This is a genomic window from Myxococcus xanthus (genome assembly GCF_013116825.1).
Classification (GTDB): Bacteria; Myxococcota; Myxococcia; order Myxococcales; family Myxococcaceae; genus Myxococcus; species Myxococcus xanthus_B.
The window spans coordinates 1-16,033 of record NZ_JABFNS010000174.1 but is presented as its reverse complement, the minus strand read 5'-3'; the positions used below and the strand labels follow the sequence as shown (position 1 = coordinate 16,033).

14 protein-coding genes are annotated in these 16,033 nt (G+C 69.7%); 5 read left to right on the top strand and 9 right to left on the bottom strand.

Going from position 1 to position 16,033, the window contains the following annotated elements; all coding sequences use genetic code 11:
- Positions 1 to 58: 58 nt before the first annotated feature.
- The 4 genes from HNV26_RS33645 to HNV26_RS33630 all read right to left on the bottom strand — a co-directional run bounded on the left by HNV26_RS33645 (position 59) and on the right by HNV26_RS33630 (position 4,731).
- Positions 59 to 1,252, bottom strand: a complete 1,194-nt coding sequence (locus HNV26_RS33645; RefSeq protein WP_171444982.1) for a M48 family metalloprotease — start codon at positions 1,250 to 1,252, stop codon at positions 59 to 61.
- Positions 1,253 to 1,313: 61 nt separating this feature from the next.
- Positions 1,314 to 2,426: a tetratricopeptide repeat protein gene (locus HNV26_RS33640; protein WP_171444991.1), complete on the bottom strand. Its 1,113-nt coding sequence runs from the start codon at positions 2,424 to 2,426 to the stop codon at positions 1,314 to 1,316.
- A 278-nt stretch (positions 2,427 to 2,704) separates the two neighbouring features.
- A complete protein-coding gene (locus HNV26_RS33635; RefSeq protein ID WP_171444983.1) occupies positions 2,705 to 3,820 on the bottom strand; it encodes an ArsA family ATPase in 1,116 nt (371 codons plus the stop codon).
- Positions 3,817 to 4,731, bottom strand: a complete 915-nt coding sequence (locus HNV26_RS33630; protein WP_090490363.1) for an ArsA family ATPase — start codon at positions 4,729 to 4,731, stop codon at positions 3,817 to 3,819. The genes HNV26_RS33635 and HNV26_RS33630 overlap by 4 nt, the downstream gene beginning before the upstream one ends.
- A gap of 168 nt (positions 4,732 to 4,899) precedes the next feature.
- On the opposite strand from HNV26_RS33630, the gene HNV26_RS33625 reads away from it, so the two are divergent.
- Both HNV26_RS33625 and HNV26_RS33620 read left to right on the top strand, forming a co-directional pair.
- Positions 4,900 to 5,205, top strand: a complete 306-nt coding sequence (locus tag HNV26_RS33625) for a hypothetical protein (protein WP_020478456.1) — start codon at positions 4,900 to 4,902, stop codon at positions 5,203 to 5,205.
- A 50-nt stretch (positions 5,206 to 5,255) separates the two neighbouring features.
- Positions 5,256 to 6,056 carry a ParA family protein gene (locus HNV26_RS33620; protein ID WP_043611587.1) on the top strand — a complete coding sequence of 267 codons (801 nt, stop codon included), beginning with the start codon at positions 5,256 to 5,258 and terminating at the stop codon, positions 6,054 to 6,056.
- Between the two features lie 10 nt (positions 6,057 to 6,066).
- On the opposite strand, the gene HNV26_RS33615 is transcribed toward HNV26_RS33620, so the two are convergent.
- Entirely contained in the window at positions 6,067 to 6,744 is a 678-nt protein-coding gene (locus tag HNV26_RS33615) for a polyhydroxyalkanoate synthesis regulator DNA-binding domain-containing protein (protein ID WP_171444984.1), read from the bottom strand.
- Between the two features lie 166 nt (positions 6,745 to 6,910).
- Here HNV26_RS33615 and HNV26_RS33610 point away from each other — a divergent pair, with 166 nt between their 5' ends.
- Complete coding sequence (locus tag HNV26_RS33610; protein ID WP_171444985.1) at positions 6,911 to 8,824, top strand: zinc-ribbon domain-containing protein; 1,914 nt, start codon at positions 6,911 to 6,913, stop codon at positions 8,822 to 8,824.
- 6 nt (positions 8,825 to 8,830) lie between these two features.
- Positions 8,831 to 9,625, top strand: coding sequence for a hypothetical protein (locus HNV26_RS33605; RefSeq protein WP_171444986.1), 795 nt, complete (start codon positions 8,831 to 8,833; stop codon positions 9,623 to 9,625).
- Positions 9,626 to 9,655: 30 nt separating this feature from the next.
- Here HNV26_RS33605 and HNV26_RS33600 read toward each other — a convergent pair whose 3' ends face one another.
- Complete coding sequence (locus HNV26_RS33600) at positions 9,656 to 9,883, bottom strand: twin-arginine translocase TatA/TatE family subunit (protein ID WP_253817301.1); 228 nt, start codon at positions 9,881 to 9,883, stop codon at positions 9,656 to 9,658.
- 111 nt (positions 9,884 to 9,994) lie between these two features.
- Here HNV26_RS33600 and HNV26_RS33595 point away from each other — a divergent pair, with 111 nt between their 5' ends.
- Positions 9,995 to 10,720, top strand: coding sequence for a glycerophosphodiester phosphodiesterase (locus tag HNV26_RS33595; protein WP_171444988.1), 726 nt, complete (start codon positions 9,995 to 9,997; stop codon positions 10,718 to 10,720).
- 3 nt (positions 10,721 to 10,723) lie between these two features.
- On the opposite strand, the gene HNV26_RS33590 is transcribed toward HNV26_RS33595, so the two are convergent.
- The 3 genes from HNV26_RS33590 to HNV26_RS33580 form a co-directional block, all read right to left on the bottom strand.
- The gene (locus HNV26_RS33590) at positions 10,724 to 11,620 is read right to left on the bottom strand and encodes a hypothetical protein (RefSeq protein ID WP_171444989.1); all 897 of its coding nucleotides are present in this window, start codon (positions 11,618 to 11,620) and stop codon (positions 10,724 to 10,726) included.
- 179 nt (positions 11,621 to 11,799) lie between these two features.
- Entirely contained in the window at positions 11,800 to 15,018 is a 3,219-nt protein-coding gene (locus HNV26_RS33585; RefSeq protein ID WP_171444990.1) for an MXAN_5808 family serine peptidase, read from the bottom strand.
- Between the two features lie 214 nt (positions 15,019 to 15,232).
- Positions 15,233 to 16,033 (bottom strand): EI24 domain-containing protein (locus HNV26_RS33580; RefSeq protein ID WP_171452955.1); only part of this gene is annotated, 801 nt, incomplete at its 5' end.

Sequence of the window (16,033 nt, the reverse complement as noted above, 5' to 3'; positions counted from 1 at the left end):
GCTCGGCGAAGAGGCGTGGCCGGAAGGGGAGGGGGGAGCCCACCTGTCGACCGCTGTTTCAGGGCGTGGGAAGCGACGCAATCCGTTCGCCGATGGGCGGATGGCTCATGCCCTTGAGGACGACCCAGCGGGGGGGCTCGGGGTCCATCTTGTTGACGCGCGCGGCCTTCACCAGCATGCGCCGGAAGGCGTCCACGTCACCTGTGAGCCGCAGGGCGTAGCGGTCCGCTTCGCGCTCACGCTCCCGGGAGAATGCGCCCGAGATGGGCTTGGCCGTCAGCACGAGGAGGAAGAAGAGCAGGGAGATGAGGGGCAGGTTGCGGATGTCCGCGAAGCGGGTGGCGCCGAACCAGCCCCGCGACGCGGACAGGCGCAAGAGGCGGTCGAGCGCGAAGAGCAGGGCCACCAGCATCAGCGATGAGGCGATGCGGGCGGGCCACTTCGACTCGTTCACATGGCCCGCTTCGTGCGCCACCGCGGCCAGCACTTCGTCCTCCGAGAGTTCCTTGAGGATGATGTCGTTGAGGACGATGGTGCGCGTGGGGCCCTGCCCGGCGAAGTAGGCTTGCAGCCGGCGCGAGGCGACGGAGGTCTCCTCCACGAGGACGTCGGCGAAGGTGATGTCCGCCTGCGCCATCAGGTCCACGATGCGCGCTCGCAGAGGCCCCTCGGGCAGCGGTTTCTGGTTGTAGAAGAGCCTGCTGCGATACGGGTCCAGCGCCCCGGAGACGAGGAGCAGCAGCGCCACGGGTACGCCCAGCACCAGCCACCATTGGCGCAGCTTGCGCGCCAGTCCGAACATGCCGATGACGAGCGCGGAGAGGGCGAAGGCCGCCACCAACTGGGCCTTGACCATGTCATAGGCGAAGGTGGCGGGCGTCTGCGTGGACATGCCGTGCCGGTGCTCCAGCGTGTAGCTGAACCAGACGTCCACCGGCAGGTAGACGAGCGACACGATCAGGTCCGTGAAGAGGGCGAAGAGCACCGCCGCGCCCCAGCCGGGCTCACCCCACAGTCGGTCCATGGCGCGGAAGAAGGCGCGGCTGACTGGCGCCGTCCGGAGGAAGCCGAGCCGACGCTCCAGGCCCGTGGCGGCTGCCACGGCCAGGCGGTGGAGCGGTTGGACGAGTACGCCCAACATGAGCAGCATCAGGGCCAGGTTGGCGAAGGGGCCCACCGCGGCCCGGATGTAGTAGGGCCGGTGGAAGGCGTGAATCTCCGCCAGTTGCTCGGGCGTGAAGAGAGGCTCCATGGAAGCCCCCAGGCTACGCCGCGCGCGCCGGCCTGCCCAGCCAGGGGCGTTGCTGCTGCGCTCAGGTGTGGGGCTCGCCCCCGGAGGAGGGCGCCGCCGACGCGGGCTCGCCCTCCGCGTCCGCCAGCAGCAGGGCCTTCACCTTGGCCAGGCTCTCACGCGTGCGGTCCACGAAGGTGCTCTGCGAGCCGATGCGCTCGGCCGTCTCCAACGTGCGCTCGTAGATGTTGATGGACTTGGTGAGCAGCACCCGAATCTTCTTCCGCAGCTCCTGCCGGTAGATTTCGGCCTCGCCGGCATCCAGCTCAGCGGGGGCGGGCGAGTTCACCATGTGCTCGTAGAGGTTCTCGTAAAGTGAACCAATCTGCGTCCCCGCGGCGGTGGCCCAGTAGCCGTTGCCCACGCGGATGGAGCGCAGGTAATGGCCCTGCGCGGACAGGAGCAGCTCGGCTTTGTAGTTGAGGTCCTGGGCGAGCTTGTCCGCGCCCTTCGCCGGGTCCAGCTTCACACCCTCGTAGTGGAGCCGGTACAGCTCGCCGATGAAGAAGTGGGCCTGGGCGGGGAAGTAGTCGTCCACCTCGCCCTTGTCCTCCAGGGCGTCATAGGTGGAGAGCGCCTTGCGCAGGGTGACTTCGGCGGTTTCCGGCGAGCCGCTCTCCAACTGACAGATGCCCTGCTGCACCTGCGCTTCGAGGCGGCGATTGAGGGGGAGGTCCTCGCGCGCGGCGATGATGCCCAGCAGCTTCGAGGCCTGTTCGTAGCGCTCCAGGTGGTAGTCCACCTCCGCCACGCGGAAGGCCGCGTCCAACGCGTCCCCCTGGCCCCTGGCCGGGTCCGACAGCTCGGAGAATCGGTGGCCGGCTTCCTCCCACTCCTTGAGGCGCTGGTGGGCAAGGCCCGCGTTGTAGAGCGCCGCGCGGCGGTGGCGGCTGTTGGGGAAGAAGTCCACGAGCCGGCCGAAGTAGCGCGCCGCCTGTTGGAAATCGTTCGCGGCGAAGGCCGACGTGCCGCCCGCGAAGAGCTCCTCGTCGTTGAGCTTGTCCAGCTCCAGGTCCGCTGTCACCGTCACCGCGTCGAAGTGGAGCTCCTGCTTGGGCGCATTCGCCTGCGGCGCCTCCCGCGCGGCGGAGCCCGTCGTCCGGCACCCGGATACGACGACGCCCAGCGCGGCCATCCACCACCACCGGCTGACTGGCTTCTGCTTCAGCGCTCTCCCGTTCACCACATCATCCTCCTGGACCGGCTCCCCCTCCCGGACAGCACCGGCCACCGCGGGGTTCCCACCACCGTCATCGGGCCCGCCAGTTTAATGCGCCCGACCCGTGCGCGCTTCCCCGGCCGGCTGCTTCACGCGGACGGCTGGACTGAAGAAATGCGGCGGTTTCGCACAAGCATCGTGTGAAACAGGGAAACGCGGCGGTGGGCCCGAGGCGTGTGGGCCCCAGGCCCTGGTCAGCCGAGTGTCTCGTCGCCCAAGAGGTAGCGCCCGGTACGCCACAGGGCGGCGATATCGTGCACATCCAGCGCGAAGCGGGGCACCTGGACGATGGGGACACCCGGACAGGCGGCCTGGAGCTGGTTGATGCCGGTGCGGTCCTGCTCGGCCATGATTTGTTGCTCGCGCAGCGTCTCTTCCACCTTGGCGCGGCGGCTGGGCGTCAGCGTGGCCGCGTCCGCCCACATCGCCTCCGTGGGCATGGGGTGCACGCGGTTGACCACCAGCGACACCACCTCCATGCGGTGCTGCTTGAGCATCTTGTGGAAGTGGATGGCTTCGTCCATGCGCTCGGGGTGGGGGCTCGTCACCAGCACGAAGCCGGTGTTCGGGTCCTCCAGCAACTGGCGCACGCCCCGGGCGCGCTCGCGAAAGCCCTCGTTGAGCGAGGAGATGGCGAGCATGAAGTTGGAGAGCTCCTGGAGCATCTCCGTGCCGGTGAACTTGGCCAGGCCCCGCATGACATAGCCGCCGCGGTTGAACAGGGACATCCCCAGCTTGCCGGCCTTGAGCGCCGGGGTGAGGAGCCACTTCGCCGCGTCGTTGTCCAGGAAGTCCAGCACGCGGTTGGGCGCGTCGAGGAAGTCCAGCGCGTGCGCGGTGGGCGGCGTGTCCAGGACGATGAGCTCGTAGTTGCTGCTGCGGCGCAGCTCCCACAGCTTCTCCATGGAGATGTACTCCTGGCTGCCTGCCAGGGCCGTGGAGAGCGACTGGTAGAAGCGGTTGGACAGGATGCGCTCGCGCTGCTCGGGCGGAGCGACGCGGGTGATGAGCTCGTCCCACGTCTGCTTCATGTCCAGCATCATCGCGTACAGCGACGCGCGGGGCTGGACGCCCAGGGGCTCCAGCGCGGTGGCGGGGACGCGCGTCTCCGCGTTGCCCAGCGCCGTGAGGCCCAGCGAGTTGGCCAGCCGCCGCGCCGGGTCGATGGTGCACACCAGGCTGGAGCGCCCATCCACCGACGCGCGCAGGGCCAATGCGGCCGCCGCCGTCGTCTTGCCCACGCCGCCGGAGCCCACGCAGATGAGGACGCGCTTGCCCGCCAGCGCGGGCGACAGGGCCGTCGTGCTCACGCCGCCCCCGTCACGAGAGGTTCGAGGTGCTCCATGACCTGTTCAATCGCCTTGCGCCCGAACTCGGGCGTGAAGAGCCGGGGGACGGGGTAGACGGGCGCGTGCAGGTTGCGCTCCAGCTTCGTCCCGGCGAGCACCGCCTGTGCCGCGCGGTCGTGGTGCGCCTGGGCCACGGCGAGCAGCTCCGGATGGCCCCCCAGCGCCTCCAGGTCCGCTTCGGTGAAGCGCTCCGGAAAGGCCTGGTTGAGCACCGCCGCGTGCGTGCGCAGGCTCACCTTGTCCCGCAGCGCCGCGTGGAGCTCCAGCGCCTCGTTCACCGGCATCTCCTCGGGGAGCGCCACCAGCACGGCGGCCGTCACCGCCGGGTCCACGAGGAGGTCGCGCATCTTCTGGGCCTCGCGGGCCATGGGCCCCGGCGGAACCGTTTGAATCAGCACCTGCGGCACGCTGAGGAAGGAGATGGCGTGGCCCGTGGCCGGCGCGTCCATGATGACGGTGTCGAACCGCCAGCGCCCGTCCGGGAGCTTCTCCTGCAGGTGGAACATGATTTTCCCCAGCAGCACCAGCTCCTGCAGGGACGGGATGAAGCGGAGGAACTGGCGCACCAGCCGGTTCTCGAAGACCGTCTTGTAGAGGGTCTCGAAGCGGAGGACCATGAGGCCGTACTCGCGCATGGCCTCCTGGGGCCGCACGTTGACGGCCCAGAGGTTCTGCTCCAGTTGGGCCACTTCGGGCCCGGCCTCGGGGCGCTCCAGGAAGCGGCTGACGCGCTCCTGGGTGTTCACTTCGCACACCAGGGTGCGTTTGCCCGCGCGCGCCGAGCGCAGGGCCAGGGCCGCTGCGACGGTGCTTTTGCCGACTCCGCCCTTGCCGGAGACGATCCACAGGCGCTTGTCGAGTAGTCCGGCCATAGGTTGAGAGCGGCGAACCGTAGGAATCGTGTTCACGGGAGTCAACGCGTTTGGCCTCGGCTTGTTGCGCTGCTTGACACGTCGCGTTGCCCCCTCGCAGAGTGCGGCGTTTTCTTCAAGACTTCCAGATGGCCCGGTAGGGCTTTGCTCGCGAGGACGCGCGTTTTCATGCTCAAGAACAACCCGGTGATGAAGAAGCTCGTGGAAACGGGCGAGGAGCGCATCGGCAAGCTGGCGCAGCAGCTGCTCTCGAACGAGAAGTTCGTGGCGGCGGTGCAGACGCTGGTGTCGCGCTCCCTGGCGGCGAAGGGCACCCTGGACAGCGCGCTGCGCACGGCCCTGTCCGCCGCGAACCTGCCGTCCACCGCGGACCTGGAGCAGCTTCGTTCGAAGGTGGACGACTTGGAGCGTCTGCTCTCGTCCGTCGAGGGCAAGGTCGACACGCTGCTGGCGGCGAAGTCCCCGAAGAAGTAGTCCGCAGGTCGGAAGCCGCCACCTTCTCGGTGGATGAGGAGTGCCCGGGCATGAGGCGCATCGCGTTCATCAATGAGAAGGGTGGGACCTGCAAGACGACCCTGGCGGTGAACACCGCCGCCTGGCTGGCCAAGGAGCGTGGCCTGCGGGTGCTGCTGGTGGACCTGGACACGCAGGGCCACGCTGGCAAGGCCCTGGGCGTGGACGTGCGCACCTTGCCGCGCAACGTGTTCCACCTGCTGACGGACACGTCGGTGCGCTTCGAGGACGTCGTCCAGCGCTCGGCCCTCGAGGGCCTGGACGTACTGCCCGCCTACAAGGAGATGGCGGACTTTCCCGTCGTGGTGGCCGCGGATGAGCGCCGGGCCCACCGGCTGGCGGACCGCCTGCGCGCGGCGGAAGCGGCGGGCTATGACGCCATCGTCTTCGACGCGCCACCCTCCATGGGGACCACCACGCGCAACATCCTGGTGGCCGCCACCGAGGTGGTGGTGCCGGTGGCGCTGACGTACCTGGCGCTGGATGGCTGCGCGGAGGTGGCGGACACCGTGCGTCAGGTGGGCGAGGCGGAGGGGCGGCCGGACCTCCGCGTCACGAAGGTGGTGCCCACGCTGTACCGGAAGACGGCGCTGGCCACGGCGATTCTGGAGCGCCTGAAGGCCTACTTCCCGGACGCGCTGGCGGCCACGCCGCTGGGCTACGACGTGAAGGTCGACGAGGCCCAGAGCCACGGTCAGACCATCTGGGAGTACGCGCCGCGCAGCCGGGGCGCGCAGATGCTGGCCGCCATCGCCGCGGAGTTGCACGGAGAGCCCGCCCCCAAGCGGAGGCGGGCCTCACAGAAGGCCTGACGCCGGGCGGCTACTCCTGCTTCGGCGGGCCCTTCTGCTGCTCGGCCTGCTCCAGCTTCTTCTCCAGCTCGTCAATGCGCTGGGTGAGCGAGGCCATGTCGCGGCCGAGCGCGGGCAGGTTGCCGGTGAGGTTCTCCACGACGTGCTTCACGCGCTCGTCGATTCGGCGCTGCCACTCCTCGAAGGCGCGCTGGCTGGCCTTGAGCAGGTCGGCCGGGCTGAGCCCCGCGGCGGCAGCGGTGTCCGCGGCGGTGGTGTCCTCGGCGGCGGCGACGGGGGCCTCGGGCTCTCCCTCTGCCCGGGGGGCGTTCTCGTCCCGGCGCAGGAGCTTGTCGAGGCGGGACTCGGCCTCCTCGCGGATGGAGGCGACTCGCGGGGAGACCTCCTTCTGGATGAACCCTGAGATGGACTCGCCGGGGTGGCGGATGATTTCCCGCAGCACCGACAGCGGCATCTGGTTCTTCTTCTTCTCCTCTTCGAAGATGATCTGCGCGAGGGTGACGGAGGTCAGGTCCTCCTTGGTACGATTGTCGACAATCCGTACCTCGGTGCCCTCCTTGATCATCGCTGCGATCTCATCAAGGGTGACGTATCGGCTCTCCACGGTGTCGTAGAGCTTCCGGTTCGTGTACCGCTTGATGATCTTCGGCTCCTTGCTCGGAGCGCCTGCTTGCTCAGCCTCGCTCATGTGTCTCTCCGCCCCTTTTGGGCTCGACATCAAGCCACGTGCCCCGCCTGAGTCTCGCAGGGGCGTTTCTCGTAGCAGAGGGGGTGGGGGCGAGCAAGCAACGTGAACCCGGCTCGCCGTGCCTACCCCGTCGTCCTATACTCGTGCTTCCAGCCGGGCCTGCTGAATGATCGTCAAGTGTGAGCGGTGCCAGACGCGGTTCAAGATCCCCGACGAGAAGGTGACCGAAAAGGGGGTCAAGGTCCGCTGCACCAAATGCCAGAACACGTTCCGGGTCACCCGCGAGGCCGCTGCCGGCGCCCCGGGCGAGCCGCCAGCCCCCTCCTCGGACGGGCAGGTGGACCCTTTCGCTCAATTTGGGGTCGCGCCAGACCCCACCTCGGTGGACGTCACCAAGCCGGGCTACTTCGAGCTGGGCGTCGAGGCGAGCAAGCCGATGCCTGCCCGCCCTGGTCCTCCCGGGCCGAGTTGGAACAGCATGGACGGGGACCTGGGCTCGGAAGACGGTGTCTTCCGGGAGCCCACGCGAATCACGTCGTTGCCGCTGCCTCCCGCCGCGCGTCCGCCCGATGCGCCGGTTGGCCGCGCGCCACCGCCGGGCGCCTTCGTGGTTCCAGGGCCTGAGCGTTCGGGGCGTCCCCCGGCCGCAGCGCCTGCGCCCCCTGGCTCTGCGCGCGCGGCGGGGGCCCGAGGTGCCGGTGGTCCCGCTGGCATGGAGGACCGCTCCAGGCCTCCCGTCCCCGAGGCTGCTGGGCCCTCCGTGTCCCCGGCCAGTGCTCGCCGCGCCGCCGCGCCGCCGGTGGCCGACCCGTTCTCGGAGCTCTTGGGGCCGCCTTCGCCTGCCGAGCCGTCGGCCGCGGCCACGAATGCGCTCCGCCGAAGCGCGGTGACGCCGCCTCCGGGGGGCGCGCCCGCGGGCGCCGTGGCGCTCGGGACGATGCGCCCGGGCGCGGCTCCGTCTCCCGCTGCTCCGCCCGCTGATGGTGGGGACGATCCGTTCGCGTCCATCGACATCGATGATGCGGCGGCGATGCAATCGATGGACGCGGGGGCGCCGCCACCGGCGGAGAACGACCCGTTCGCGTCCATCGACATCGACGATGCGACGGTCCCTTCGGCGGCGCGCGGGCTGCCTCGGCCCGTGGGGAGCGACCCGTTCGCGTCCGTCGGCCTCCACGCCGACTCCTCGGCCGCGATACCGCCTTCCGCGAACCCCCGGGACTTGTTCGACCTCGGCTCGGACGTGGGCGGGCACGGTGAGGATTCCGGCCTGCTGCCCACGGACACGGGCCGCGCCGCGCTGTTCGGGACCTCGGATGCCTCCCTGCTTGGAGATGTCCCCCCCACCGCTGATGACGCAGAGTCCTTTGGCGTCACCCTGGGGCGGGTTGGGGCACCCAGCGGCGTCCAGCGTGAGGTGCTGGACATGGACGGGCTGCCGTCGAAGCCCGTGGTCACCGTGGCCAAGCCCACGGCGCGTCCCGAGGACGTGGGCATCCCGCAGAGCCGCCCGTCGAGCCGGCTTCGCAAGGCCTTGGGCTTCACCTTCAACTTCGTGTTGGCCGCGGCCCTGGTGGCCGTGCTGGGCACGGTCGGCCGGGTGTACCTGAGCGAGGGCCGCCTCGACGTGTCGGCCCTCTCGCTGGACTCCCTGCGCGCGCTCTTCGTGCCCGCGCCGAAGCCGCTCGTGGCCGTGGATGTGACGAACGGGCTGTACGAGACGCGCGAGGGCAGGTCGCTCTTCTACGTCCGCGGGGACGCGGCGAACCACTCGGACACCGCCGCCCGCATCCGCGTGCGCGCCGCGCTGTATGACGGCAGCCAGCGCGTGGCCTCCGCCGATGCGCTCGTGGGCGGGGTCCCCACGCCCGAGGAACTCTACGGCGTGGGCTCCCTCGACGCGGCGGTGGCCCTGCGCCAGCGCGTCGACGAGGCCGCCGTCTCCGTGGCGCCCGGCGCCAAGGCCCCCTTCGTCGTCATCTTCCCCGAGCACCCCGCGGACCCGGGGGGCTATCGGCTGGAGCTGACACTGGAGCCCGAGCGCTCCAAGTCGGCGGAGGCCGCCCCCCGGACGGAGTGAGCCACCATGCCCACGCAGGAGGATGCCCGGACCGTCGCGCGCTTCATCCACGCCTTGAGCGGTGGGCCGGAGGTCCGTCGCAAGGCCGCCGCGCGTGAACTCGCCTGGAGAGATCCGCTCGACTCCAACGAACTGGTGGGCCACCTCATCGCCCTCTCGCGCGCGGGGTGGGGGCCCGCCTCCTGCGCGTTGTCGGACTTCATGGCCGCGCTGGAGCAGGAGGCCGAGCACATCCCCCATGTGGCGTCGCTGCGGCGGCTCGCGCACGTCCAGTCGCTCGACACCGTGGCGGACCTGTTCGCCCAAGGCCCCGCGAAGCTGGAGATGGACCCGGACGCCGCCGCCCGCGCGGACGCCAACGCCTTCTCCCAGTCGCTCGGGCACCTGAAGCAGCAGGCCCGCCTCACGAGGGACCCGGACACCCTGTCCCGCCTGGCCACCGTCAGCAACCCCACCGTCCTGCGCAACGTGCTCATCAACCCCCGGCTCACCGAGGAGTTGGTGGTCCGCATCGCCGCGCGCCGCCCGGCCCGGCCCGAGCCGCTCATCGAAATCTGGAAGTCACCGCGCTGGTCCGTGCGCCACGCCATCCGGCGCGCGCTCGTCTTCAACCCCTACCTGCCGCCGGAGACGGGCGCGAAAATCGTCCCGCTGCTCAACACGGCGGACTTGAGGGAGCTCGTCTCGAACGCCGCGCTCCATCCCGCCCTGCGCGCGCAGGCCTCCCGGCTGCTCGCCGAAGGGAATGGAACAGGGCCCGCGGCCGCATCACCCATCCCCCGGCATCGCGGGTACGACTGACGGGCATCGCATCCTGGGGAGGGGAGGGGCCTAGCGGCGGCGCGGGTGCTCGGGCTCCGTGAACTCGGCGTCCGTGGTGCTGCGGCGGCCTGGAGGCAGCGGCTTCGCATCCACCAGGTCCTCGCCGCGCGACGCCTTGCGGAACGAGTACACGAACTTGCCCACGGCATTGCCGAGCTGACCCATGCGGGCGGCCGAGAAGACCACCAGCAGGATGAAGCCGAGGACGATGATTTCTCCGAGGCCGAGGCCCAGCATGATGGAGCACAGTGCAGCAAAGGGCGGGGGGAGGCAAGCCATGCGTCCACCGCCGCACGCCCGGTTGGACTTCTGATGCACGGCGGCGGCCACCCGCGCAGACTGGAGGGCATGCTCCTGCTTGCCCACCGTGGCGCCAGCGCCGATGCCCCTGAGAACACCCTGGAAGCCTTCGCCGAGGCGGTCCGCCAAGGCGCGGATGGTGTGGAGCTGGACGCCATGCTCTGTGGTTCGGGGGAGGTCGTCGTCTGCCACGACGAGCGCCTGGAGCGCCTCGCGCGGCTGCCGTGGGAGGTTCGCCTCACCCCGTGGTGGAAGCTCCAGCGGGCGGACGTCGGCTCGCCGCTGGGCTTCGCCCCCGCCCGAATCCCGCTGTTGGAAGAGGTGCTGGAGGCCCTGCCACCGCAGTTCCTGGTCAACATCGAGCTCAAGTGCGAGCGCGCCGACGACGGAGGCCTGGCGGAGCAGGTGGCGCGGCTGGTGCGCCGGCGCGGGCTGGCGGGCCGGGTCGTCCTCTCCAGCTTCAACCCGCTGTGTCTCTTCCGCCTGGCGGCCGCGGCTCCGGAGCTGCGCCGGGGGCTGCTCATCGACCCGGACAAGTCCTGGGCCCTGCAGGCCTACGGGGTGAGCCCCCTCGTGTCGTCACACTCGGTCCACCCCTTTCACGAGGCCTGCACCCCGGAGCGGGTGGCCGCATGGCGCGCGGCCGGGATGCGCGTGGCGGCGTGGACGGTGGACGACCCCCAGCGCGCCCATGTCCTGGAGCGGATGGGGGTCAGCTACCTCATCACCAACCGGCCGGGGGCGGTCCGTCAGGCCCTGCACCCCGCCGCGTAGCGCTCAGAAGTCCAGGCCGAGCGTGGTGTTGAAGGCGAAGACGGCCGGCAGGCCCCGCTCCACGGTGCTGCCGTTCTCCTCGTAGGAGACGCTGCCCGTGCGCGTCAGCGACAGCTCCGCGCCCAGTTGGAGCACGCCGCCGATGAAGCGGACGCCGCCGTAGACGCGCTGGTTGATGTTGCTGCCGAAGGACACCTTCCGGTACGCGGCGGTATCCGTCAGCGCCACGCGCGAATCGTCCCCCGTCGTGTCATCGAAGCTGCGGTCCGGGTTGAAGTCGATGCGGCTGGACGTCGCGCCGACGAAGCCCAGGTCCAGGCCGCCGTAGGGCGTCAGCGTCACCATGCCGCCCAGCGGGAACTGCTTGCCCGCGCCGAAGTCCAGGCCCATGACGGTGAGGCCCAGGTCCCGGGCGCCGAACAGCTTCGTCACGTGCCCGCGCACGCCAAAGTCGGGCAGGTAGGTGAAGCCCTCGTTGGCGGCCCACTTCAGCTCGCCGGTGGCCACCACCTGGCTGCTCTTCTCCACCCAGCCGACGCGCCCACCCAGCTCCAGCGAGAAGGGCAGGCCCTTGCGCGCGTGGAAGGAGGGGATGAGCACCGTGGAGGGCTGCTCGTTCTGCGTGGGGATGTTCACGCTGCCGGGCAGCGACACCACGGAGAGCTCCGCGTTGATGGCCCAGGCCGAGTGGCCCGTCGTCTCCGGGGGCATCAGGTTCACGGAGGTGATGGCCGCGCCCATGATGCGGGCGAAGGCCTGGAAATCCGCGTCGGCGGACGCCACGGGGTTGTCACCCGTGGGGTTGCCGAACCGCGCGATCTGCAGGTCATTGGGCGCCGCGACGACGGACGCGCCTGACGCCCAGGCCGCGAGAGCCACCCACCGACTGAACGTCCGCATTCGAGTCACCGCCTCCAGGGCGCGCGACCGGCCGGTAAGGCGCCCACCGCGCCGGACGGTACCGCCTGCTTGCGAGGAGCGTCAACAAAACGGGCGGCCCCTCCCGCGGTCTCCTCTCAAGGAGTCCCGCTGGAAAGGCCGCCCGGAAGGAGGCGGCGCGCCAGGTGGGCGCGGGGCGCCTACTGCGGCTTGTTGGCGGGGCTGCCGGCAGGCGAGGCCATCTTCTGGGCGACCTCGGCCGGGCGGCGGCGGATGACCAGCGTGCGGCGGCTGGCGAAGTCGTTGTCCTCGCGCGCCACCACCAGCACGTTGTTGTTGCCCTCCTTCAGCGCGAACTCCGTGGAGAACTTCAGCGTGTTCGGCTCGGCGCCCTTGGGGTCCACGCCCTTGAAGTAGACCTTCTGGTCGTTCACCAGCACGTAGACGTCCAGCAGCCCGTGGGGGTCCGTCACCACGCCGGAGAGCGTGAACTTGTCCCCGTTGGCCACCATGCCGCCAGCGGCCGGATCCACGTCCAGGCGGATGTCGGGCGGGCGGTGGTTGGTGGCCAGCGTGGCCTTTGGCGTGGTGGCCTTGCCCGTCTTCAGCTCCTTCGCGTCCTGGCTGCGCACGAAGGCGAAGCGGTCCTTCTCCAGCTCCACGCGGTAGTAGCCCTTGGTGACCGCCTCGGCGGGCAGCACCGTCGTCCCGCTCAGCTTCGCCACCGCGCGCGCACCCTGCGCGGGGGCGCCATACAGGTCCACCTTGTCGCTCACGCGGACGAGGCCCTTCTTCGGCTCCATCGTGGCGATCGCGGCGTCGGTGACGGGCAGCTCCAGCTTCTCCATCACGAACTCCTCGAGCGGCTCGTCGATGATGGCCAGCTTCAGCGGGAAGGTGTTGCCCTTGAAGCCCTTCTTCACCTCCAACTGGAAGCGCGCCGTCTTCGTCTCACCGGGCTTCAGCTCGCCCAGCTTGAAGCGGCCCTTTTCGATGAAGATGTTGGCGTCGCCGCCATTCTTGATCTGCGTGAAGGAGTCGAGCGCCGTGCCGGTGCCCGCGTTCGTCACGTCGAGCAGCACGGAGACCGTCTCCCCGCGCTGCACGGTGCCGTCGCCGTTGCAGGTGGCGCAGTCGTCGATGACCTGCCAGTTGAAGGCGAAGGCGGGGCGGGGCAGCTCCACGAAGTTGAGCTCGGCCACCCGCGTCTCAGGCAGGGCGCCGTGGTCATCGAAGAAGCGCACCGTCACGTCGTCGCGGCGGCTGGTGAGGTCCTTGGGCAGGCGCACCTTCACCTTCCACGTCTTCTTCTCACCCGGCGCCAGCGCACCGAAGAGGAACTCGCGGCGGTCCAGGAAGGCGTTGTCGCTCTCCGTCCAGGCGCGCACGCGCTTGAGCGGCTCGGTGCCGCGGTTCTCCGCGGTCAGCGCCATCTCCATCACCTCGCCCGCGAGAATCTTCGCGTCCGGGCCCGGCGTCAGCGACACGGCCATCTGCACGTTCTTCGGCGTGGGGCCCGCGCTCCAGTCCACGCCCAGCGCGGCGATGGCGGCGTTGATGCGGGACTCCTCCTCGGCGCGCTTCTGGTCGATGAACGCCTTGCCCTGCTTGAGCTGCTCCTTGCGCGTGGTGGCCGGAGCGCGCAGCACGAAGTCGCGGGCGAACTGGACCTCGAAGTCCTCCTTGATCTCCTCCTGGGCCTCGGCGTCGAGCTGGTCGTCCAGGTCCTCACCCATGCCGGCCACGTCCACGTCCAGCAGCGGGTCCTTGTCCCCGTGCTTCTTGGCGTTGGCGGCCGTCTTCGGCGGGGCCTTGCCCTCTTCCTTCTTGGCGGTGGCCTGGGCCTGCTTCTCGTCCACCTTCAGGTACTTGAGGCTCTCCAGCGGCTTCTCGCGGTTGAGCACGTCCTCGCGCTTCTTGGCGACGGTGCTGGAGTCCGGATTGCCGAAGTGCTGGTCCAGGTCGGCCTCGCCCATGGAGCGGCGCGGCGCGAACACGTCCACGCGCTCGTCGGTGGCGCGGGTGGGGACCAGCTGGATGTCCGGGACGATACCGACCTCCTGGATGGAGACGTCGCCCGGGGTCAGGTACTTGGCGATGGTCAGCTTCAGCGCGCTGTCATCCGGGAAGTCGTACAGCACCTGCACGCTGCCCTTGCCGAACGTCTGACGGCCGATGATGGTCGCGCGGTCGAGGTTCTTCAGCGCGCCGGCGACGATTTCGGAGGCGGAGGCGCTGCCCGCGTTCACCAGCACGGCGATGGGGTAGCTGTCCTCTCCGTCCGTGGCGCGCGCGCGCTTCTCCTCGCGCAGCTTGTCGGACAGGCCTACCGTCGCGACGATGGTGCCGCTGGACAGGAACGTGTCGGACACCTGGATGGCCTGCTCCAGGAGGCCGCCCGGGTTGCCGCGCATGTCGAGCACCAGGCCCTTGAAGCCGCCCTTCGCGTCCGCCTGCTTGCGCAGCTGCGTCAGCGCCGCCTCGAGGTCGCGGGTGGTGTTCCCCTGGAAGTTCTTCAGGCGGATGTAGCCCACGTTGTTGGAGAGCATCTTGTGCTGCACGCTCTCGATGGAAATCATGGCGCGCGAGAGCGTCATGATGCGGGGCTTCTCCCAGCCGTCGCGCTCCACGGTGATGGTGATGCGGCTGTCCACCGGGCCGCGCAGCTTCGACACGGCCTCGTTGAGGTCCATGTTGACGGTGGACTCCTCGCCAATCTTCTTGATGCGGTCGTCCTTCTGGATGCCGGAGCGGTGCGCGGGCGTCTTCGGGATCACCTTGACCACGGTGAGGTTGCCCTCGCGCATCTGGATGACGAAGCCCAGGCCGCCGAACTCACCCTTGGTGGACAGCTTCATCTCCCGGTACAGCTCCGGGCGCAGCAGCACCGAGTGCGGATCCAACGTGGACAGCATGCCGTTGACGGCCGCGTACTCCACGTCGCGCGTGTCCTCGATGGGCCGCATGTTCTTCGACAGGAAGTCGAAGACGTCCTTGAGCGCGAAGGACATCTTCCACAGCGAGTCCACGTGGGCGATGTCGAACTCGCGCTGCTTGCCGTTCACGTTGACGTTGAGCTTGCCCGTCTCCGCGTTGCCGTCCACGAGCACGTCGGGAACGCTCTTCTCGACGTACTCCAGCGAGGCGATCATCATCTCCTTCGGCTTCACCCGCTTGGGGTCGACGTAGTTCTCCTTCACGTAGAGGATGACCTTCGTCAGGACGCGCAGGCTGTTGAGGTCGTGCGGGGCCTTCTCGCCTTTGACGGCAGGAAGGCTGCCGTCCCACGAGCCCTGCCCGGCCTCGGCTGCACCCATGGTCAGCGGCAAGGGAGCCCGGTCACTGCCCACCAGGGCCCAGGCGCCGAGGAGCACGGCAACGGCTGTGATTCGGCGGAGGAAACGCGGCATTTGGTTCATCCAAGCTGGGGCGCGCTGTCCGGCACCCCGGGTGTGGCGAGAAGCCTTGAGATTTCGACCGTTTATATCGAGTAGGCGAACACTGTAAGCGGCCGGGCAAGCCTAATCACGGGCTCCTGGTGCTTCAAGGCATCGCCTCTCTGCTGGTGGAGCAGAACGTCCCTGGCGGGCATTGCGTTCCCGGTTCCCCGGGGTGGACACCCGGCTCGGGCGTTTATTTCAACGCAGCGGTAGTGGATTCCCCAGGAGGGGGCGCCAGCAGCCGGGCCTCGCGCAGCCCGCCATAGAGCAGGGTGCCGGCGACGATGGCCACCGGGAGGAAGAAGGCGTTGAGGATGGGGATCCAGAGCAGCACGTAGATGCCCGCGCCCAGGCCCAGGCAGAGCGCCCGGCGCTCGCGCAGCATCCGGCGCACCTCGGCGAAGGGATACAGGTGACGCGTCATGGGGGCGGCCAGGTACTCACCCGCCATCCACGTCATGGTGTACAGGCTGGCGAGGACCGTCCACAGCACGCTGCCCACCCCCGGTATCAAATGGAGGGGCAGGAGCACCGCCAGGCCCGCGAGGAGGAAGAACAGGCGCGCGAGCGTATGGACGATGCCGGTGACGAGCCCCCGGACGAAACCCGCCACGGTGAAGGCCGCGCCCGGGCCGCCGCCACAGGCCTCTTCGGTCAGCTCGGACAGTGGATCCTGGAGCGGGGCCAAGAGCAGGGGCGGCAGCACGTTGGCGCCCACGACCCAGAGCACCAGGCCGGACAACACCAGCACCGTGGTCCAGGCGGCCTGGCCGTACCAGCTCTCCGGGCGGGCCCAGACGGATTCCAGGGCACCGGGGGCGTAGCGCCACAGCAGCCAGACGAGCCCCACGAGGGCGGCGGCGGTGACGGCGGCACAGAGCGCGGACAGCAGGAACAGCCGACGGTCTCGCAGGATGAGGGAGAAGGCCCGGCCGAGGAGGCCCATCCCCTGGAAGAAATCGGACAGGCGGGGCTGGGGGGAGATGGTGGGGAG